The organism is Nonomuraea polychroma, assembly GCF_004011505.1.
Taxonomy (GTDB): Bacteria; Actinomycetota; Actinomycetes; order Streptosporangiales; family Streptosporangiaceae; genus Nonomuraea; species Nonomuraea polychroma.
Genome location: NZ_SAUN01000001.1, coordinates 7,030,160 through 7,048,230, shown reverse-complemented (window position 1 = coordinate 7,048,230; position 18,071 = coordinate 7,030,160). Strand labels below are relative to the sequence as shown.

The 18,071-nt window shown below is 68.9% G+C and carries 13 protein-coding genes; 1 reads left to right on the top strand and 12 read right to left on the bottom strand.

The annotated features are described in order from the left end of the window. Positions 1–158: 158 nt before the first annotated feature. From EDD27_RS32090 to EDD27_RS32070, 5 genes are read right to left on the bottom strand one after another with little or no spacing between them, the layout of a single operon-like run. Positions 159–1,907, bottom strand: coding sequence for a glycoside hydrolase family 35 protein (locus tag EDD27_RS32090; RefSeq protein WP_127935712.1), 1,749 nt, complete (start codon positions 1,905–1,907; stop codon positions 159–161). Positions 1,908–1,914: 7 nt separating this feature from the next. Next, a complete protein-coding gene (locus EDD27_RS32085) occupies positions 1,915–2,781 on the bottom strand; it encodes a carbohydrate ABC transporter permease (protein ID WP_127935711.1) in 867 nt (288 codons plus the stop codon). Further along, positions 2,778–3,659, bottom strand: coding sequence for a carbohydrate ABC transporter permease (locus tag EDD27_RS32080; protein WP_127935710.1), 882 nt, complete (start codon positions 3,657–3,659; stop codon positions 2,778–2,780). Before EDD27_RS32080 ends, EDD27_RS32085 begins: the two co-directional genes overlap by 4 nt. Next, positions 3,656–4,900, bottom strand: a complete 1,245-nt coding sequence (locus EDD27_RS32075) for an ABC transporter substrate-binding protein (protein ID WP_164903871.1) — start codon at positions 4,898–4,900, stop codon at positions 3,656–3,658. The genes EDD27_RS32080 and EDD27_RS32075 overlap by 4 nt, the downstream gene beginning before the upstream one ends. Position 4,901: 1 nt before the next feature. Further along, complete coding sequence (locus EDD27_RS32070) at positions 4,902–6,170, bottom strand: Gfo/Idh/MocA family protein (RefSeq protein WP_127935708.1); 1,269 nt, start codon at positions 6,168–6,170, stop codon at positions 4,902–4,904. Between the two features lie 74 nt (positions 6,171–6,244). Between EDD27_RS32070 and EDD27_RS32065 the strand changes: the two genes are divergently transcribed. Then, positions 6,245–7,396 carry an ROK family protein gene (locus EDD27_RS32065; RefSeq protein ID WP_206641751.1) on the top strand — a complete coding sequence of 384 codons (1,152 nt, stop codon included), beginning with the start codon at positions 6,245–6,247 and terminating at the stop codon, positions 7,394–7,396. A 136-nt stretch (positions 7,397–7,532) separates the two neighbouring features. Here EDD27_RS32065 and EDD27_RS32060 read toward each other — a convergent pair whose 3' ends face one another. From EDD27_RS32060 to EDD27_RS32030, 7 genes are all read right to left on the bottom strand, one after another. Then, positions 7,533–10,529 carry a glycoside hydrolase domain-containing protein gene (locus tag EDD27_RS32060; RefSeq protein ID WP_127935706.1) on the bottom strand — a complete coding sequence of 999 codons (2,997 nt, stop codon included), beginning with the start codon at positions 10,527–10,529 and terminating at the stop codon, positions 7,533–7,535. A gap of 51 nt (positions 10,530–10,580) precedes the next feature. Continuing rightward, entirely contained in the window at positions 10,581–12,281 is a 1,701-nt protein-coding gene (locus tag EDD27_RS32055; protein ID WP_127935705.1) for an ABC transporter ATP-binding protein, read from the bottom strand. Between the two features lie 5 nt (positions 12,282–12,286). Next, positions 12,287–14,074, bottom strand: coding sequence for an ABC transporter ATP-binding protein (locus tag EDD27_RS32050; RefSeq protein WP_127935704.1), 1,788 nt, complete (start codon positions 14,072–14,074; stop codon positions 12,287–12,289). 90 nt (positions 14,075–14,164) lie between these two features. Then, entirely contained in the window at positions 14,165–14,938 is a 774-nt protein-coding gene (locus EDD27_RS32045) for an ABC transporter ATP-binding protein (protein ID WP_127935703.1), read from the bottom strand. Beyond that, positions 14,935–15,999: a FecCD family ABC transporter permease gene (locus EDD27_RS32040; protein WP_127935702.1), complete on the bottom strand. Its 1,065-nt coding sequence runs from the start codon at positions 15,997–15,999 to the stop codon at positions 14,935–14,937. Before EDD27_RS32040 ends, EDD27_RS32045 begins: the two co-directional genes overlap by 4 nt. A 2-nt stretch (positions 16,000–16,001) precedes the next feature. Continuing rightward, positions 16,002–17,030, bottom strand: a complete 1,029-nt coding sequence (locus tag EDD27_RS32035; protein WP_127935701.1) for a FecCD family ABC transporter permease — start codon at positions 17,028–17,030, stop codon at positions 16,002–16,004. 9 nt (positions 17,031–17,039) lie between these two features. Next, a complete protein-coding gene (locus EDD27_RS32030; RefSeq protein WP_164903870.1) occupies positions 17,040–17,849 on the bottom strand; it encodes an ABC transporter substrate-binding protein in 810 nt (269 codons plus the stop codon). Positions 17,850–18,071: the final 222 nt, after the last annotated feature.

The following is an 18,071-nucleotide window of genomic DNA, read 5'->3' as shown; positions in this document are numbered from 1 at the left end:
AATTGGTTCGTCACACTCTGTGGCAGCAGCCGTCTACGCGCCGGCCCTGGTCGCTCCGGGGTTGTGGGTGATTGGGTGGGTGGTGGCGAGCGCTGAAATCACGAAGAGTGACGATCGGTCGGGCGTAGCCCGATGGGCTCGGCCAGGACCTGTCGCGGCTACCGCTCGTGCGACGTCGAGCCGTCGTGCGAGGGCCGGGCGCGGATCTGCAGCAGGGAGCCCACGTGGTCCAGTTCCAAATGGATGATCTCGTTGGTGCCCGTTTCGAGCAGGGGTGCCGGGATGTACAGGGTCTGCTGAGGTCCTCGCTTCCAGTAGCGGCCCAGCAGGACGCCGTTGATCCAGACGTACCCCTTGCCCCAGCCGGGCAGAGCCAGGAACGCGTCCGCGGGCTCGGCCACCTCCAGTGTGGTGCGGAAGAACGAGAGCGGCTCGCTCGTCGTTCCCGGCTGAAATCTCAGTCGAGACATGTCCTCCAGCGGGATCGGCCGCGCTGTGTATCCGTGCACGAATTGGTGGTGGTGCAGGACACCGCCGAGGATGCCCTTGCGCTCGCCGAGCAGCGGACCGTAGTTGGTCCGTCCCATCGATTCCACGAGGATCTCCAGGGCCGCGTGCCCGGCCGCGAGCAGTACGGGGTGATCGGCGTCCCGCTCGACGACACCTGCGAGGCGGCCGTCGACGAAGACGTGCGCGCGGTCGTGCACGCCGCGCAAGACGATCGGGTACGGCCCGCGCGGTCCAGGAACGGTCGCCTGGTACAGGACCAGGCCGTGGTCCAGCCCCAGATCCTCGAACGTCGGCGGCACCGGCGCGGTGGTCTCCGGCCACGCGATGGCGTCCAGTGCCTCGTGCAGCCGCACCGAATGCGCAGGGCGTAGCGTGGCGGGAGACAGTGTGGCGGGCATGGCGGGCACGCCGGGGGGTTCGCCGCCGTAGCGGGAGAGCACGTCCCGGAATCGCCAGTACTTCTCGGTGGGCGCGCCGCCCTCGTCGATGGGCGCGTCGTAGTCATAAGAGGTCACCGTGGGCCGCCATGGGCCGGCGCTGTCGTCCCCGGTGCGATTGGCGCCCGCCCACGTGCCGAACGTGGTGCCGCCGTGTGCCATGTACAGGTTCACCGACGCCCCCGCGGCCAGGATCCGCTCCAGGGTGTCCGCGGCGTCCTGCGGGTCGCGGGTGACGTGCTCGTGCCCCCAGTGGTCGAACCAGCCGCACCAGAACTCCATGCAGAACAGCGGGTCGTCCGGCCGGTGGGCACGCAGCGCGGCGAAGGCCTGCTCAGGCTCGGAGCCGAAGTTCACCGTCGCCAGCACGCCGTCGATCGTGCCACCGGTCAGGCAGTGGTCGGCCGGCCCGTCGGAGGTGAACAGGGGCACCTCGATGCCGCGGCTGATCAGGCCGTCCGCCAGGTGACGCAGGTAGGCGTGGTCGCTGCCGTAGGAGCCGTACTCGTTCTCCACCTGGACCATGATCACGTTGCCGCCGCGGCTGACCTGGCGCTCGGCCACCTGGGGGATCAGCCGGTCGAAGTAGCGGTCGACGTGGGCCAGGTAGCCGGGGTCGCCGGCCCGGACGGTGCCGGTCAACCAGGCGGGCAGCCCGCCGTTGTCCCATTCGGCGCAGATGTACGGCCCGGGCCGTACGATCGCCAGAAGTCCTTCGGCCGCTGCCGCGTCGAGAAACGCGCCCAGGTCGTCGAGGCGGCGATAGTCTCCCGGTCGCGGCTCGTGCAGGTTCCACGGCACGTACGTCTCGACCGTGTTGAGGCCCATCGCGCGCACCATGGCGAGCCGGTGCTTCCATTGCTCGGGGTGCACGCGGAAGTAGTGCAGAGCGCCCGACAGCACCCTGAAGTCGGCGCCGTCCAGCCGGAATGAGCCGTCATCGACGGAGAAGACACGCACGGGCGGGTCACCTGCTGATTCCGGCGGTCATGCCGTCGACGATCCGGCGGCCCAGCCAGATGTAGAGCACGATCATGGGATAGACCAGGATCACGATGCCCGCGAACATGCCGCCCCAGTCGGAGCTGTACTGCATGCTGCTGTACAGACCGAGGAGCGCGGCAGGCAGGTTGCGTTCCTCAGGGAGTGGGGCGATCAGCAGGGCGAGCAGGGTCTCGTTCCACAGACCCATGACGTTGAGCACGAACACAGTGGTCAGACCCGGCCTGGCCACGGGCATGATGACCTGAACGAACGCGCGGAGCGGGCCGGCGCCGTCGATCTCGGCCGCCTCCTCGATCTCGTGCGGCAGCGAGCGCATGTAGCCGGTGAGCACGAACACCGCGAAGGGCACCGACAGCGCCACCTGGAAGACCAGCAAGGTGATGCGGTTGTCCCACCAGCCGGTGACCCAGTCCTCCATGAATGTGTAGACCGACAGCTTGACCACCACGATCGGCACCAGGATCGTCTGAATCGGGATGCTCAGCCCCATCGCGAAATAGCTGATCGTGGGGGCGGCGACGCGCCGGCTCGAGCGTGCCAGCACATACGCGGCGGGGGCGGAGATCGCCACGATCAGCACGGCGCCGAACGCGGTCAGCACCACACTGTTCAAGGCCGCGGACGAGAATTCGGCCGCCTGCCACGCCGAGCTGAAGTTGTCCCATCGCGGGGTCGTCGGCAGCGCGAACGGATGCAGCCACACGTCCCGCGAGTCCTTCAGCGACTGGATGCCCACCCACGCGATCAGGGCGAGGTTGAAGGCCACCCAGGCCCACAGCGCGACAGCCGTGGCCCTGGGCAGCAGGATGTCCCCGATCAGACGTCTCATGACAGCTCCACTCGATCACGCCGGGTGATGCGCCGGGTCAGCACGATGAGTACGGCCGTCACAAGGAGCGTCATCACGCCCATGGCCGCCGCGCTTCCGAGCTCCGGCAGGCCGGCGCCCTTCACCACGATGTACTGCTGCACCGCGATCGTGCGGGCGGGGATCGGCGGTGCGGCAGCGGTGCCCGCGGTGGTGAAGGCCAGCACGATGTCGAAGATCTTCAGGCTGCCGACCACCCAGAGTACGGCGGAGACCGCGAAGACGTCCCAGGTCAACGGGAGCGTGATGTGCCGGAACTGCTCCCATTTGGTGGCCCCGATGAGCTGGGCGTCCTCGTACACGTGCGCCGGGATGGCGTCGGCGGCCGACATCATCAGCGCGACGTAGAAGCCGGTGCTCGACCAGATCAGCCCGCCCACGATGCAGCGGAACACCATCTCGGGGCCGAGCCAGGGCTGCGGATCGAGGCCGAACCAGCCGAGCACGGTGTTGACCGCGCCCTCGGGGTTGAGCAGGAAGCCGACCGCCGCGCCGATCGCGATGATCGAGATGACCATCGGCAGGAAGACGACGGCCCGGATGAAGGCCCGCCCCTTGAGCTGCCTGAGCACGACCATGGCGAGGAAGGTGATGGCGAAGATCAGGCCGCCGCCGACGATCGCCATCACGAACGTGTTGGTGAAGGCCGTGGCGAAGACCTCGTTGTGCAGCAGCGCCACGTAGTTGTCCAGCCCCCGCCAGGTCATCTCCGAGCCGGGTCCCGACCATCTGGTGAGACTGACCCAGATCCCGAACAGGGAGGGCGCGACGAACAGCAGGGTGTAGACCAGGAGCGCGGGCAGCAGGAAGGGCCAGAAGGCCCGTTCATAGGTTTTCATCCGTTCGCCAGGTGCTCCGCCGTCCGCTTCTTGCCCTCCCGGACGAACGTGGTCGCGTCGATCTTGCCGGAGAGCAGCTTGTCGCTCAGAGGCAGGAACATATCGCCCCACCAGGTCTTGTCGGCACCCGCGTAGTCGTAGCTCAGGTGCGTCTCCTTGGCCTCCAGCACCGCCTTCTGCACGTCCGCCATGTGCGCGGGCGCGGGCACGTCACCGCGTGAGGGGATGTTCAGCGCCACGGTGGAGAACTGCTCCATGTACTTCTTCTGCAGCGCGAAAGCCAGGAACTTCTTGGCCGTGGCGACGTTCTTGCCCTTGGCGTTCACGCCCCATCCGAGGGTTCCCACCTCGATGGACCTCTTACCGCCGGCGGGGACCTGGAACGAGGCGACCTTGAAGCCGGGAGCCAGCTGGGGCTGGACCTCGCTGGCCAGCCAGGTGCCGTTGAGGTTCAGGTCGTATGTGCCCTGCGCCCAGGCGTTCTGTGCGGCGGGGAACTTGGTCGCCATGAAGTCCCGCTGGAAGTAGCCGCCCTGGGCGAGTTGCTCGACCTTCTTGGCCGCGTCGAGCACCTGGGGCTTGTCCCAGTTGGCGGCGTCCTTGGCCAGCTCGGCGAGGCTCCCCGCGCCGTTGGCGCCCACCAGCAGGCTGTAGAACCAGTAGACGTTGTAGAAGGCGATGGTGCCGTCCTGGCCGATCGGGGTACGGCCGGCCTTCTTGGACTCATCGAGGAAGGCGATGAACTCCTCCCAGGTCTGCGGGTTCAGCCCGGGGTGCTTGGCCGCGTTGTACCAGACGGCGGTGGAGATGATCGTGTGCGGAAGGTAGGCCAGGCCGTTCTTGCCGGAGGAGGCCCGCCGTACCGGCTCGGGGAGCACCTCCTTGACCGTCTTGCCCTCGCCGGGGACCTGCGCGTTCTCCACGTCGTCCAGCGGGCCGATGATGTGCTGGGCGGTCAGGGTGTCGATGTCGCCGGTGGTGGTGTCGAACAGGTCGGGGCCCTGGCCGGAGGCCATCTCGGCGTTGAGGTTCTCGTTGCCGGTGCGGCCGACGAACTTCAGGTCGACCTTGGTGCCGGTCTCCTTGGCGAAATCGTCGAGAATCGTCTTAATGATCTTCGCCTGGGGCTCCGCCGCGCCCCAGGACGAGCGGTAGGACAGGGACTGCTGGGCGGGTTCACCGCTGTTCTTCTTGCCGCACGCGGCCAGGCCGAGGGCACCGATCAGGAGGAGAGCCGTCATTTTACGCATGGTGGGGGGCCTTTCCTATCGAGATGACGGTTCGGGTGTGCCTGGCCTGTTCCGCGGCCCAGACCACCCGGTGCGTGGCGAGGCTGGCTTGTGCGTTGGTCGGGACCAGGGCCGGGTCGTTGTCGCGGACGGCGGCGACGAACGCCTCCATCAGAGCTCCGTCACCACCTCCGTGCCCGGAGGCGGCCGAGGCGTCCGCTCCGGCGAGGGCATCGATCACCGACACCTCATTGGTGAGGAAGTCGTGGACACGGAGCGTCTCGCCGTCGCACTCGATCGAGCCGTGCGTGCCGAAGATCCTGGTCTTCCTGTGCTCGAGCGCACCGAACGCGGTCATGGTACAGGTGGCGCTCGTGCCGTCGGCGAACTCCATGATCACCACCTGGCTGTCGACCACGTCGTTGTCGCAGGCGTAGACGCATCTGCCGTACGGGCCCTCGCGCAGGGCCGTGAGCACGCCCTTCTCGGTGAAGTCACGGGTGATCGCGCCCAGCGGCCAGACGTGCCGGTCCCTATCGGCGAGGCACTCCATGTACAACTGCCTGGCCGAGTAGGGGCAGGTGGGTTCTATCGAGCAGTCCAGGCATCGGTCGGCAGCCCCCGCGGGCCTGCTCTCTTTGGTGAAGTGGACGAGCTTGCCAAAGGAGGAGACCCGCTCGGGCACCGCACCCTTGATGTGCACGATCCAATCGAGATCATGGCAGGCCTTGGCGAGTAGCATCGGGGCCGACTCGGCCTCGTTTCGCCAGTTCCCCCGCACGAAGGAGTGTGCCTGGTGCCACCAGCCGACCTGCTCCAGGTGCTGGATGTTCATGATCTGGCCGATCCGGCCCTCGTCCAGGAGCTCCTTGAGCCTGGTGGTGTAGGGCGCGTAGCGCAGCACATGGCAGACCGCCAGGATCACGCCGTTGCGGTCGGCGGCCTCGGCGATGGCCGTGGCGTCCTCCTCCGTCGGCGCCATCGGCTTCTCCAGCAGGATGTGGTAACCCAGCTCGGCCGCGCGTACGGCGGGTTGGAGGTGCAGGCGGTCCTGCGTGGCCACGATCACCGCGTCGGCCAGCCGCCCGCCGGCCAGCAGGTCCCGCCAGTCGGCGAAGACGCGCTCGGCCGGGATGCCGTGCTCGGCCGCGAAGTCCGCGCGCCTGCCCTCGTCGGGCTCGGCGACGGCCACGACCTCGGCCAACCCGCCTTCGCGCGCCAGCCTGGCGTAACCGCTGCCGCGCAGGCCCGCCCCAATCACGGCAAGAGTGACCATCCGCATCCCCCACAGGTTGTACATTATTAATGAAAGATGTTTTTATTTCTAGGACGCAGCATCTGTCAAGGGGGGCAAGTGTGACAATTCGCGGCGGCGACACCTCGCGGCTTCGCCGGATCAATCTGGTGACGACGCTCCGGACGGTCCGGTCGCGGGGGCCGCTGGGACTGACCGACCTCGCCAAGGGGGCCGCACTCTCCAGACCGACCGTCGAGGGCCTGGTCGAGGAGTTGCTGGCGGCGGGCTGGCTCAGGGAGTTGCCGCCGGAGAGCGGCCAGATGGGCCGGCCGGCCAGGTTGTTCGCCTTCCACGCGACGGGTGGCCACGTGCTCGGGATCGACATCGGCTCCTACACGCTCAGGGCCAGCGTGGCCGATCTGGACGGCACGGTCGTGGCCGCGCACGATGAGCAGATCGCCCCCACTGCCGGCCGCGCCGAGCGACTGGCGGGCCTCAGGACAGCGATCGGGGCCGCCCTGGAGGCCGGCGGGCTCACCGCGGACCGCATTGCCGCCGTTTGCGCCGGCACCACCGGCGTGGTGACCGCCGAGGGCGTGGTGAAGCTGTCGGTCGGCCTTCCTGAGTGGACCGGCCTCGATCTGGCGGGCGAGCTACGCGCGAGCTTCGGCTGCCCCGTGCTGGTGGAGAACGACTGCAACCTCGCCGCGCTCGCCGAGCGTTGGCGGGGCCAGGCCCGCAGCGTCGACGACCTGGTGTTCGTGCTGTCCGGCGTGCGCACGGGCGCGGGCATCCTGGTGGGCGGCAAGCTGCTCAAAGGCGCCAGGGGCGGTGCGGGCGAGATCGGCGCGCTGCCGCTGGTGGGCTGGCACCGCGCGCCCGTCCATCTGACGGGTTTCCAGGGCCTGCCGCCCGGCACGGCGCCACAGGACGCCGCGGCCCAGGTCTTCGCCGCGGCCAGGTCCGGCGATCCGGGCGCGCAGTGGGCGGTCGAGCAGTACGCGCGCGACCTGGCAGAAGGCATCGCCGCGTTGGTGCTGACCGTGGACCCCGAGCTGGTGGTACTCGGCGGCGGCGTCTCGCGCTCGGGCGACGTGCTGCTTGCGCCGGTGCGCCGGCATCTGGACCCGTTCTGCCTCGAACCTCCCGCGGTGGCGATCTCCGATCTGGGGGAGCAGGCCGTGGTCCTGGGTGCGATACGGCGCGCGCTCGATCACGTCGACGCCCGCCTCTACGACTTCGACGCTCCCCTCCCGAAGCCCTCCTCTTGACGATCAACGCGAGTCTCACCGCGGCAGCCGCCGCCGACCGCGTTCGTTGCTCCTGCAGCGCCGCAGACAGGGCCCGTCGCCTGACCAAGGCGACGGGCCCCGAATCTGCTTCCCTCACCGAAGTCCTCGGTGGCGGCTACCTCGTCGGGCTGCTCGTCACCGAACGAAGAGCCGGCAGGTTGTAGAGCTCCAGCTCATAGACGGCATACATGCTCCAACGGGTGTAGTTCGCATCGTTGATCTTCAGACGCAGTTTCCTGACGCCCTGCAGGTCAGGAAGATCGGCGACCGAGTACTCCATGATTCCGTCGTCGTCGTCGTGCGTCCACCGGAAGGCGACGCCCTGAGCGGCGGTCGTCCAGTCGGTGCCGTTGGCCGAGACCTCGACGTCGACGTCGGTCAGGCCCTGCGGAATGCCACCACGGGTCGCGACCACGAGCGTGTTGAACGCCTTCGGCTCGTTCCAGCCCAGCACGATCTCGTGCGGGAACGGGTTCGCGTCGGTGTAGCCCTGCTTGGCGGCGAACATCGTGCCGTATTCGCCGTCGACCATCTTCTGCGGGCCGTATTGCACGCCGCCATCGCCGTCACGGGCCGCCGAAGCCGACACCGCCGAATAGCTGCGGGCGATGTTGGCGTCCGCCGTGTTGACCGCGCCCTTCACGAGGGTGAGCTCATAGGCCTTCGCGGTCTTGCCATCGCTTGCCAGCGTGCGGATCTCGACCTTGTTCTTGCCGTTCGCCACGTTGACGTTGACGGTCGCACCATTGGCCACGGCGCTGCCATCGACGGTGATCGTGCCGCCGGCGTCGGTCAGCGTCGGTGTCAGGCCGACGGTGCTCGCCGCCTGGTCGACGAGCAGCGCATAGTCACCGCGATGCCCCTCGAACCTGAATTCCGCGACATTGGTGAGCTTCAAGTCCTTCAACGTCGCGTCGAAGTGCTGCTGCCCAGGTGCGAGATGCACGCGGAATCCGTCGAACCGCACCTCTCTGTTTTCGAGGTTGGTGATCTCGATGCGGTGCTTGCCCGGTGGCAACCCGGTCTTTCGATATGCGGTGACGCGGTCGTACGGGACCGCCTCATAGAGATCGATCACCGTGGCCGGCCCACCGTCGACCGACACGGACGCCTTTCCGGTCGTCGTGTTCTTCTCGAAGAACGCGTCGATACCGGTGCCGTCGAACTCGTAGGTCGCCTTGTCGCCGGCGGTCTTGCTGAGGTGGACGCTGCCGAGGTAGGCGGACTGCCGCTGCCTCGGCGCCCAGCCGGCGGAGTAGCTGATGTTGTCATCGGTGCTGTCGAGCAGGAACGTACGCGGGACAGCCTGCCCCTCATAGGGGCTTGTCGGCTGGGGAATCGCGCCGACGGTCTCGCCCGCCGCCGCCCGCACGATGTAGCCGTGCAGAGTATCGAGATATGCCGGGTCGAGTGTGTAGCGCCGCGGGTCCTCCGGGCTGATCGCACTGTCGACGATCTGCTCCGCCAGGGCCGGGTTGCGCTTCCTCAGGATGTTGAGGAGCTCGTAGTCCTCAAGACCATCGCGATGTGCCTCGAGACGCAGGCTACTCTTCACCGTCAAGTTGGCCTTGTCGGGATAGACGATGTAGGAGTCGCCCTTCCAGGGGCCCACGTACCACGCATTCCACGCCCAGTGCAGATGCCCCTGTACGCCCTCGCGCTCCAGGTCCCAGAACAGCATGCGGCCGGTCATCGTGGGCTGCGTCCAGAACCGGTTGAGCCACGGGGGAGTGTTGACCTCACACGTGTAGACCCACAGGGCCTGACCCGCGGCCTGCTGTGCCTTGTAACCCGCCTTCTTGTGCTCGAATGCCGGCGTCAGCGGAACCCAGGTGTCGACATAGGGCTTGGTCTTGTCGTCGAGCAGGATGCCCTCGGGATCGGCGTCCATGGTGCGGAAATCGGCGCCGATGTCGGCGTTAATCTGCTGAATCTTGCGTGCGACATAGGTCCAGAGGTTGCGCTGGTCGGCCGTGATGGGCTCGTCACGAATGTGCTGATACCACGTCAGGCCGTTCGTCCAGCCCTTGCTCTTCAGATGCTGGTGCAGCGCGGTCAGGTAGTTCGTCAGGAAGGCGTCGGTGACAGGCAGGCTGTCCGGCAGCTTGGCGTTCCAGCTGTCGTCGGGCTTTTCGCTGTCCGGCATCTTGTTCAGCGCGTGAATGAGATGCTGGTTCGCGAAGTTGGTGATCCCGTGCCGCTTGAACGCCTCGACGTAGCGGTCGAAGTTCGTCCAGTCGATGTCGCTCGGGATTCCCCGGACGAATTCCGAAAGCTCAGTGCCGGTGGACTGCAGGAACAGGTCGGTGCGGAGCCAGACCATGTTGGTGCGATATTCGGCAAGCTTGCGTGCGAACTCGTCCATGAGGTCGAACCACGCGTCGCTGTAGGTCTCGACGCCGTAGTAATACTTGCCGACGTCGTAGGCCTGGCCGGCCTCACCGTTCCAGCTGAAGCCGTCCCAGGTGAAACCGTTCGTCATCGTCCAGTGGTAATTGGTGAACGGTGACTTGTCGATCGTGGGGATCTCGACGTTGTGCACGCTGAGCTGGATCGGGACGGAGTAGTCGCCGCGAGTCGTCTCGACCGTCGCCGTGCCGCGATAGGTGCCGGGCGCCGTGCCGCGTGGCACGAAGCCGGTCACGAAGACGGGCTGAGTCTGGCCGGCTTCGACCCAGGTCGCCCGGTCGTTGGACAGCGGGTCCGGCATGGCCGACTCGGGATAGAGCAGGTTGCCCTCACGGTCGGGGAAGAACGGGTTCGCCGCGACCTTGCTGTCGTCCTTGTAGGCGACGAAGTGGTAACTCAGGTTGGCTCCCGGAATCGGCCGTTTGCCGCCGGCGGTCAGGTTGCCGAATCGGACGCGCTCGATGCGCAGCCGTTCTTTCGCGCGCACGGCGATCTGCGCGCTCTCGTATTCACCGCGGGCGGCTACGAGCTTGATGGAGGTGCTGGGACTCTGCGGGACCGTCGTCGTGCGATAGACGGTCTTTTGTGGACTCTCGACCCACAGCTGCGCAGCGTTCGGGCCGGCCATGGCAGCGGGCGCGAATGGTGCGAAGGATGCGAGGAGCAAGGTAGCGGACAGTAAGGGGATGACTCGATGGCGCATGGCCACTTATGATGGATTCTTGTTTAAGTCTGGTCAAGGGGTGTGCAGCGGTCAGCGGGCCACGGCCAGGCGATAGTCCCCGTCCGTGGTGAGGAGGTTCCTGTGCGTGTCCTCCGCGGTGATGACGCCGTCGTCCAGGACGAGGACCCGGTCGGCGGCGTCCAGGAGGGCCGGGCTGCTGGTGATCACGACGGTGGTGCGGCCCCGGCGCAGCTCGGCGACGTTGCGCGCGATGAGCTGTTCGGTGACCGCGTCGACGGCTGTCGTCGGGTCGTGCAGGACGAGGATGTCAGCGTCGGTGGCGAGGGCGCGGGCCAGGGACAGCCGTTGGCGCTGCCCACCGGAAAGGTTCGCGCCGCGGTCGCGGACACCGTAGTCGAGTCCTTCGCGGTGGAGGGCGACCACGTCGGTCAGCATGGACGCCTCGACGGCCTCGGCGAGCATCCGGCTGGTGCCCGACGGGTCGATGTTCGTCCGGAGGGTGCCCGCGAAGATCTCCCCGTCGTACGGGTTCACCAGCATGTGCTCGCGGACCGCCTCGATCGACAGGTCCGCGATCTCCTGCCCGCTGACCCGCACCACACCCTCATACGCCCCGGGCGGGACGTTCACGGCCAGGACCGCCGCGAGGTCGGCCGCCGCGCGCGGCTGGTAGGCGGCGATCGCCACGAACTCGCCGGCGGACACCTGGAACGACAGCTTGCGCAGGGACCCGTAGTGGACGCAGTCGACCTCGAGGTCTCCGCCCGCGGACGGGCGGTCCCGCCCCGGGGTCATCACCGGCGGCGCGGCCAGCACCAGCGCCATCCGGTCGGCCGACGCGCGCGCCATCATCACGTACTTCGGCATCTCGGAGAACAGCTTGAGCGGTTCGATGATGAACTGCGCCAGCCCCACGGCCATGACGAGCTGCCCGATGGTGATCTGGCCCTGGAACGCGAGCCAGCCCGCCGCCAGCGTCACGGCGGCGGCGAGGACCGCGTTGAGGGCCAGTGCGGTGCCCGCGTACGCGCCGTTCACCCGGGCGACGGTGATCGCCTGGCGCTTCGCCTCCGTGCTGACCCTCCGGTAGGACAGGAACGCCGCGTGGTTGCCGCCGAAGCCGTGCAGCGGGCGCAGGCCGGTGATCAGGTCGGCGACCTTCGCGCCCGCCCGCGCCACCCGGGCCTGCTGTTCGCGGGTGCTGACGCCGATCCGCTTGGACATCACGCTCAGGATCGACAGGATCGCGACGGTTCCCACGATCACCAGCAGGCCGAGCTGGATGCTGGCCATGCCCAGCGCCACCGCCGTGATCAGCACCGCGACCAGCGAACTGACCAGCAGCGGCACCACCTCGATGATGTCGGCGGTCTGGTCGGCGTCCTCGGTGGCGATGGTCAGGACCTCGCCGGACTTGAGGTCGACGTCCCTGGCCACCGGCTGGAGTCCACAGGCCGCGACCCGCACCCGCCAGCGGTGCGCCTCGGTCGTGTTGGCCTTCTGCAGGATGCGCATCCCGAACCGCCACGACAGCGACACGGTCGTGATGATCACGGCCAGCGCGGCGATCGACAGGGCGAGCGAGCCGAGGCTGCGCTCCCGCATCGTGTGCTCGACGATCAGGCCGAGCGCGATGGGGAAGGCGGTCTCACCCGCCTGGTACATGCCCATGAGGACGGTGCCCCAGGTCATGGCGCCGAGGTTGCGACGCAGCGCGGTCCAGAGGATGTCGGACCCCGGGCGGGGCCGCCGCGTGTCAGGAGTCGTCATCGAGGCTAACTACCTTCTCGCCAGGCCTGCCACAGCCGCGCATACCGGCCGCCCCGAGCCACCAGCTCCTCGTGAGTTCCTTGCTCCACAACACGTCCCATGTCCAAAACCGCGATCCGGTCGGCGGCCATCGCCTGGGTCAGCCGGTGCGCCACGAACAACGTGGTCCGGCCCGAACACGCGGCCAACACGGCCCGCTCCAGCTCGGCGGCGCCCGCGCTGCCCGCCTCCGCGGTCGACTCGTCCAGCACCACCACCGGCGACCGGCCCAGCACCAGCCGGGCCAAGGCGATCTGGGCGGCCTTGGTGACGTCCAGGCGCTCGCCCCCCTCGCCGACCATGGTGTTCAGCCCCTCGGGCAGCGCGTCGACCCACCCGTCGGCCCCGGCCGTGCGCAACGCGTCCATCAGCTCGGCGTCGGTCGCTTCCGGCGCGGCCAGCCGCAGGTCGTCGGCGAGCGAACCGGAGAACACGTGCGTCTCCTGCGTCAGGATGCTCACCAAGGCCCGAGCCCCCGCCTCGTCCAGGTCCGCGAGGTCGGTCGACCCGATGCGCACCGATCCGGCCTGCGGGGCGCCGATGCCCGCGATCAGCGCGGCCAGGGTGGTCTTGCCCGCGCCCGTCGCGCCCACCAGCGCGAGCGAACCGCCGGCCGGGATCGTCAGGTCGACGTCCCGGAGGACCGGCTCCTCGGAATCGGGGTAGCTGAACGTCAGTCCCTTGACCGTCACCGGGTACGGCGTGACGTCCGCGGACCCGGCGCCGGCACTGCCCACCAGCCGGTCCTCCGCGGCCTCGCCCAGCACCCCGACCAGCCGGGTCAGGCTCGCGCCCGACTTCTGCGCCTCGTCGAAGGTGAACATGATGGAGCCCAGTGGGTTGAACAGCCGATGGAACACCAGCGGGGCCGCCGACACCTCGCCCAGGGTGGCGGCATCGGCCTCCAGCAGGGCGTACCCCACCACGACGATCAGGACCAGCCCGATGAACTCGGCGCGGTTCTCTCTGCCGACGAACCGGCCGAAGAGCCGGAACACCTCGATACCGAGATCGCGCACCCGCCACGACTCGCTGGTGACCTTCTCACGGAAGGCGTCCTCAAGGCGGTACACCCGGACCGTGTCGATCCCGTTCAGACCACTGATCAACGCTTGCGCACGATCGGCCTGGGCCGCCCGCTGCCTCCGATAGAGCGGGGCGGACCGGGGGAGATACCAGCGCAGGGCCAGCGCGTACGCGGGCAGCGCGCCGGCGCCCGCCAGGCCGAGTCGCCAGTCCAGCCCGAACATGCCGGCCGTGGCGATGACGACCAGCACTCCCGCCGAGAACACCGTGGGGATGGCCGTGCGGATGCCCTTGGAAATGACGGCCACATCGTCGCCGACCCTGGACAGCACGTCCCCCCGGCCGACCTGCTCGATCCGCGCGCTCGGCATTCCCAGCACCGCCCGGACGGCGCCCTCCCGCAGCCGCGCGAGCAGATCCGCGCCCAGCCGTCCGATCAGGTACGTCGACGCCGCGGTGGCCACGGCGCCGAGCAGCGCGGCGGCCACCATGAGCGCGCCGATCGTGACGAGGATCGACGGTGGTTCGCCGGCGATCACCCCGTCGACCACCCGGCCGAGCAGGAGCACCGGCAGCACGGCAAGCGCCGCCCCGGCCACCGTGGTGAGCACGGCGGCGACCGTCAGCCATGGCACTGCGCGGCAGTGCGCCACGACCCAACGGGTGGCCTCGCGTCCGGTCGCCGTGCGCAGGGTGGCCGGGGCGACGCGGGTGTCGGGGGTACTCATGCCCGGACCAACACCTCGCGGTCCGCCCATAGCGGGAACCGTCGTTGCTTCACCTGCTCTGCACTGGCTTCCTGGCGGTTGCAGGCGCCATCAGGACGGCACCACCATCGGTGTGCCGGCGACCGGGTCGGGCACCACCACGCAGGCGAGGCCGAAGACTTTCTCGACCAACTCGGCGGTGACCACCTCGGTCGGCGCGCCTTCGGCGACGATGGCGCCTTCCGCCATCGCGATGACGTGGTCGCTGAAGCGGCAGGCGAGGTTGAGGTCGTGGAGGACGACCACGATGGTCTTCCCGGACTCCGCGTTCAGCTTCCGCAGCAGCCGCAGCAGCTCCACCTGGTGGTTGATGTCCAGGTAGGTCGTGGGTTCGTCGAGCAGCAGCAGGTCGGTGTCCTGGGCGAGCGCCATCGCCACCCAGACGCGCTGCCGCTGGCCGCCGGAGAGCTGCCGGAGCGGGCGGTTGACCAGGTCGGCGGTGCCGGTGGCGTCGAGGGCCCGGGTGACGGCGTCGTCGTCGCGTTCGGTCCACCGGCGGAACCACCCTTGGTGCGGGTAGCGGCCGCGGGCGACCAGGTCGGCGACGGTGATGCCGTCGGGCGCGAGGGGGGTCTGCGGCAGCAGCCCGAGCACTTTGGCCACCTCGTGGGTGCTCATCTCGGTCAACGCCTTGCCGTCGAGGTAGACGGCGCCGTGGCGGGGCTTGAGCAGCCGGGCCAGGCCGCGCAGCAGTGTGGACTTGCCGCACGCATTGGCGCCCACGATCATGGTGATCTTGCCGTCCAGGACCTGGACGTCGAGGTTGGTCACGATCGCCTGGTCGTCGTAGCCGAGGGTCAGGCCCTCGGCGTGTAGCCGGGTCATCCGCCCGCTCCTTGCCGGTTCGTGGTGGCCAGCAGCCACAGCAGGTAGGGTGCGCCGACCGCGCCGGTCACCACGCCGGTGGGCAGCGCCGTCGGCAGCAGGTGGACGGCGATGAGGTCGGCGGTGAGCAGCAGCGCGGCTCCGACCAGCGCGGCTGGGATGATCCCGCCCGTGGCGGGGCCGAGCAGCCGGTTGGCGATCGGGCCGGCGACGAGTGCGACGAAGACGATGGGGCCGGCCACGGCGACGGCCAGGGCCGTCAGCACCACTGCCGTGGCAAGCAGGCCGGCGCGGCTGAGCTCGGTACGGATGCCCAGCGCCCGAGCGGTGTCGTCGCCGAGCTCCAGCGCCCGCAGCTGCCGCTGCAGGAGGACCGCGGTGGGCAGGAGGAGCAGCACGGCGCCGAGGAGGAGCCGAAGTTCACCGGGCTCGGCCTGCCCGACGGAGCCGGTCAGCCAATGCATCGCCTGCCGGGCGTCGGACAGCTGGGCTCGGGTCAGCATGTAGCCGATCAGGCCGTCGAAGAAGAGCGTGGCTCCGATGCCGATGAGGATGAACCGGTAGCCGGCGACGCCGTCGCGCCAGGCGAGGACGTACATCAGCAATGCGGCGACGACGGCTCCGGCGAGCGCGAGCGCGCTCACGGCCAGTCCGCCGACCTGCAACAGCACGATCCCGGTGATGGCGGCGAACCCGGCGCCGGCGTTGATGCCGACGAAATCGGGGGACGCGAGAGGGTTGCGCAGCAGCTGCTGGAAGATCGTCCCGGCGGCGCCGAGGGCGAGACCGACGGCCAGCGCGGACGCCGCGGTGGGCAGCCGCAACCCCCGGACGACGAAGTCGACGCTGGGGTCGTCACGCAGTTGGAGCACCGAGGCGATGACCTCGCCCGCGCTGAGCTGGAAGCTGCCCACCATCATGGTGAGCACGAACAGCGCGGTGACGGCCACGGCCAGCGAGCACGTCACCACAACCGAACGGGTGGCCCGGCGGCGCCGGGTGGTTCGGAACGCGCCGGCGGTCGCGGCGGCCGGCGGCGCGGCAGGTGTGGTCGCTGTCATGATCACACCTCCGACATCCGGCCGTAGCGGACGATGCCGATGAACGCCGGCGCCCCGAGCACCCCGAGGACCACACCGACCTGCAGTTCGTCGGGGGTGACCACCACCCGGCCGAGGACGTCGGCCAGCAGCAGCACGATCGGGGCCAGCAGCATGGAGTACGGCAGGATCCACCGGTAGTCCGGGCCGCAGATGAACCGCGCGACGTGCGGCACGACCAGCCCGACGAAGACGATCGGTCCGCAGGCGGCCGTGGCGGCCCCGGCGAGCACCGCGACGACGGCGAACGCCGCTGTCCGGGTGCGGGTGACCTGCTGGCCGAGGCCGCGGGCCATGTCCTCGCCGAGCGCGAGCCCGTTGAGCGCCCGCCCGAAACCCAGCGAGGCGATCAGGGCGATGATGAGGAACGGCGCGACCCCGGTCAGGATCGGGGCGTACCGCCCGGCCAGCGACCCCACCTGCCAGAACCGCAGCTCGTTGAGCGCGTCCACGTTGGTCATCACGATCCCGGTGGTCACCGAAGCCAGTCCTGCGGTGACGGCCACGCCGGACAGGGCCAGCTTGACGGGGGTGGCGCCCTCCCGGCCGAGCGAGGCGATCGCGTACACCAGCACGAGGGCCGCGATCGCCCCGGCGAAGGCGAACCAGACGTAGACGCCCGCGCCGCGCACGCCGAGCACCGTGATGGCGAAGACCACGAAGGCGGCCGCGCCGGAGTTGATGCCCATGACGCCCGCATCGGCCAGCGGGTTGCGGGTGACGCCCTGCAGGATGGCGCCGGCCACGCCGAGGGCGGCGCCCACCAGGACGCCGAGCAGCGTGCGGGGCACCCGCAGCTCCAGCGTCACCGTGCTGTTGATCGACCCGTCGGTGTCCAGGCTGCCCAGGGCACGCAGCACCTCAGGCAGGCCGATCGAGCGCGAGCCCAGGGTGATGCTGAGAAAGGCGACCAGGGCCAGTAATACGCACAGCAGGGCGAGCCCCGGCCCGAGGGCCGTGGCTCTGCGTGCGACATGTGTCGAACTGCTCATCAGCGCTGATCAGTCGCCGATGTTCGGGTCCGCGGTCTTCACCGCGGCCGTCAGCTTGTCAAGCTCGGTGGCGAAGTCCCCGTAGGTGTGCAGCCAGTACGCCGGCCACGCCACGACCGCCCCCGCCTTGGCCGCCTTGATCTTGAACCACGTGGGCTGCTTCTTACCCCACTCGGCGTTGGAGGTGGGCTTGTAGCTGCGGCCGTCGAAGAGGATCAGGTCGGGCTGGTACTTGTCGGCGTTCTCCCAGCTCAGGTTCTCCCAGTACGGGAAGCCGGGGTCCGGGCTCTCCGGGTTGATCACCTTCATGCCCCAGCTCTGGAAGTCCAGCAGTTCAGGGGCGTACTCCGGGTTGGCGAAGTAGAGCTTGTCGTCCGCTGGCGACATCGCGGCAACGGTGAGGTCCGGCTTGGCCGCGACCGCCTCCTTGAACGTGGCCACCGCGTCCTCGAAGCGCTTCTTGTTCGCGGCGATCTCCGGGGCGTCGACCTTGGCGCCCAGGCTCTTGGCGAGCTCCTCGTACCCCTTGGCCAGGTCGACGATCGACTTGCCCTGGGAGACACCCACCACCGGAGCCAGCTCGGCGAGCTTCTTGCTCTTCTCGTCGACGCCTTCCTCCAGGCCGCTGTGCGCCTTCTCCGCCGGCCACCAGTCGCCGACGATCAGGTCCGGCCGCAGGGCCGCGGCCTTCTCCACATCGATCTTGCCCCACTCCTGGCCAAGGATCTCGATGCCGGTCAGGTCGAGATCCTTCAGGTTCGCGTCGGTCTTGACCGACTCGTCGGCGTAGATGCCGACCGGCTTGATGCCGAAGGACATCAACGCGGCCGCCTCGCCCGCGTGCGCGATGATCCGTGTCGGGGTCTTGTCCGCTTTGACAACCTTGCCGGACCCATCCGTGAACGACCAAGGGCCGGAGGGTGCGGCAGAGGCTGCAGTGGTGGTGCTACTGCCGGAGGTGTCTGCGGAGCCGCAACCGGCGAGCGCAATGCTCAAAGCGGTGACTACCAGGACCGGACGCCATGCGCGCATGGTGGAGCT

What these genes read in the sequence shown, in the direction of transcription:
- EDD27_RS32045 (WP_127935703.1), bottom strand. Translation starts at nt 14,938, where the DNA reads ATGACCCGGCTACACGCCGAGGGCCTGACCCTCGGCTACGACGACCAG.
- EDD27_RS32030 (WP_164903870.1), bottom strand. Translation starts at nt 17,849, where the DNA reads ATGTCCTTCGGCATCAAGCCGGTCGGCATCTACGCCGACGAGTCGGTC.
- EDD27_RS32085 (WP_127935711.1), bottom strand. Translation starts at nt 2,781, where the DNA reads ATGAGACGTCTGATCGGGGACATCCTGCTGCCCAGGGCCACGGCTGTC.
- EDD27_RS32060 (WP_127935706.1), bottom strand. Translation starts at nt 10,529, where the DNA reads ATGCGCCATCGAGTCATCCCCTTACTGTCCGCTACCTTGCTCCTCGCA.
- EDD27_RS32055 (WP_127935705.1), bottom strand. Translation starts at nt 12,281, where the DNA reads ATGACGACTCCTGACACGCGGCGGCCCCGCCCGGGGTCCGACATCCTC.
- EDD27_RS32040 (WP_127935702.1), bottom strand. Translation starts at nt 15,999, where the DNA reads ATGACAGCGACCACACCTGCCGCGCCGCCGGCCGCCGCGACCGCCGGC.
- EDD27_RS32075 (WP_164903871.1), bottom strand. Translation starts at nt 4,900, where the DNA reads ATGACGGCTCTCCTCCTGATCGGTGCCCTCGGCCTGGCCGCGTGCGGC.
- EDD27_RS32080 (WP_127935710.1), bottom strand. Translation starts at nt 3,659, where the DNA reads ATGAAAACCTATGAACGGGCCTTCTGGCCCTTCCTGCTGCCCGCGCTC.
- EDD27_RS32070 (WP_127935708.1), bottom strand. Translation starts at nt 6,170, where the DNA reads ATGCGGATGGTCACTCTTGCCGTGATTGGGGCGGGCCTGCGCGGCAGC.
- EDD27_RS32035 (WP_127935701.1), bottom strand. Translation starts at nt 17,030, where the DNA reads ATGAGCAGTTCGACACATGTCGCACGCAGAGCCACGGCCCTCGGGCCG.
- EDD27_RS32050 (WP_127935704.1), bottom strand. Translation starts at nt 14,074, where the DNA reads ATGAGTACCCCCGACACCCGCGTCGCCCCGGCCACCCTGCGCACGGCG.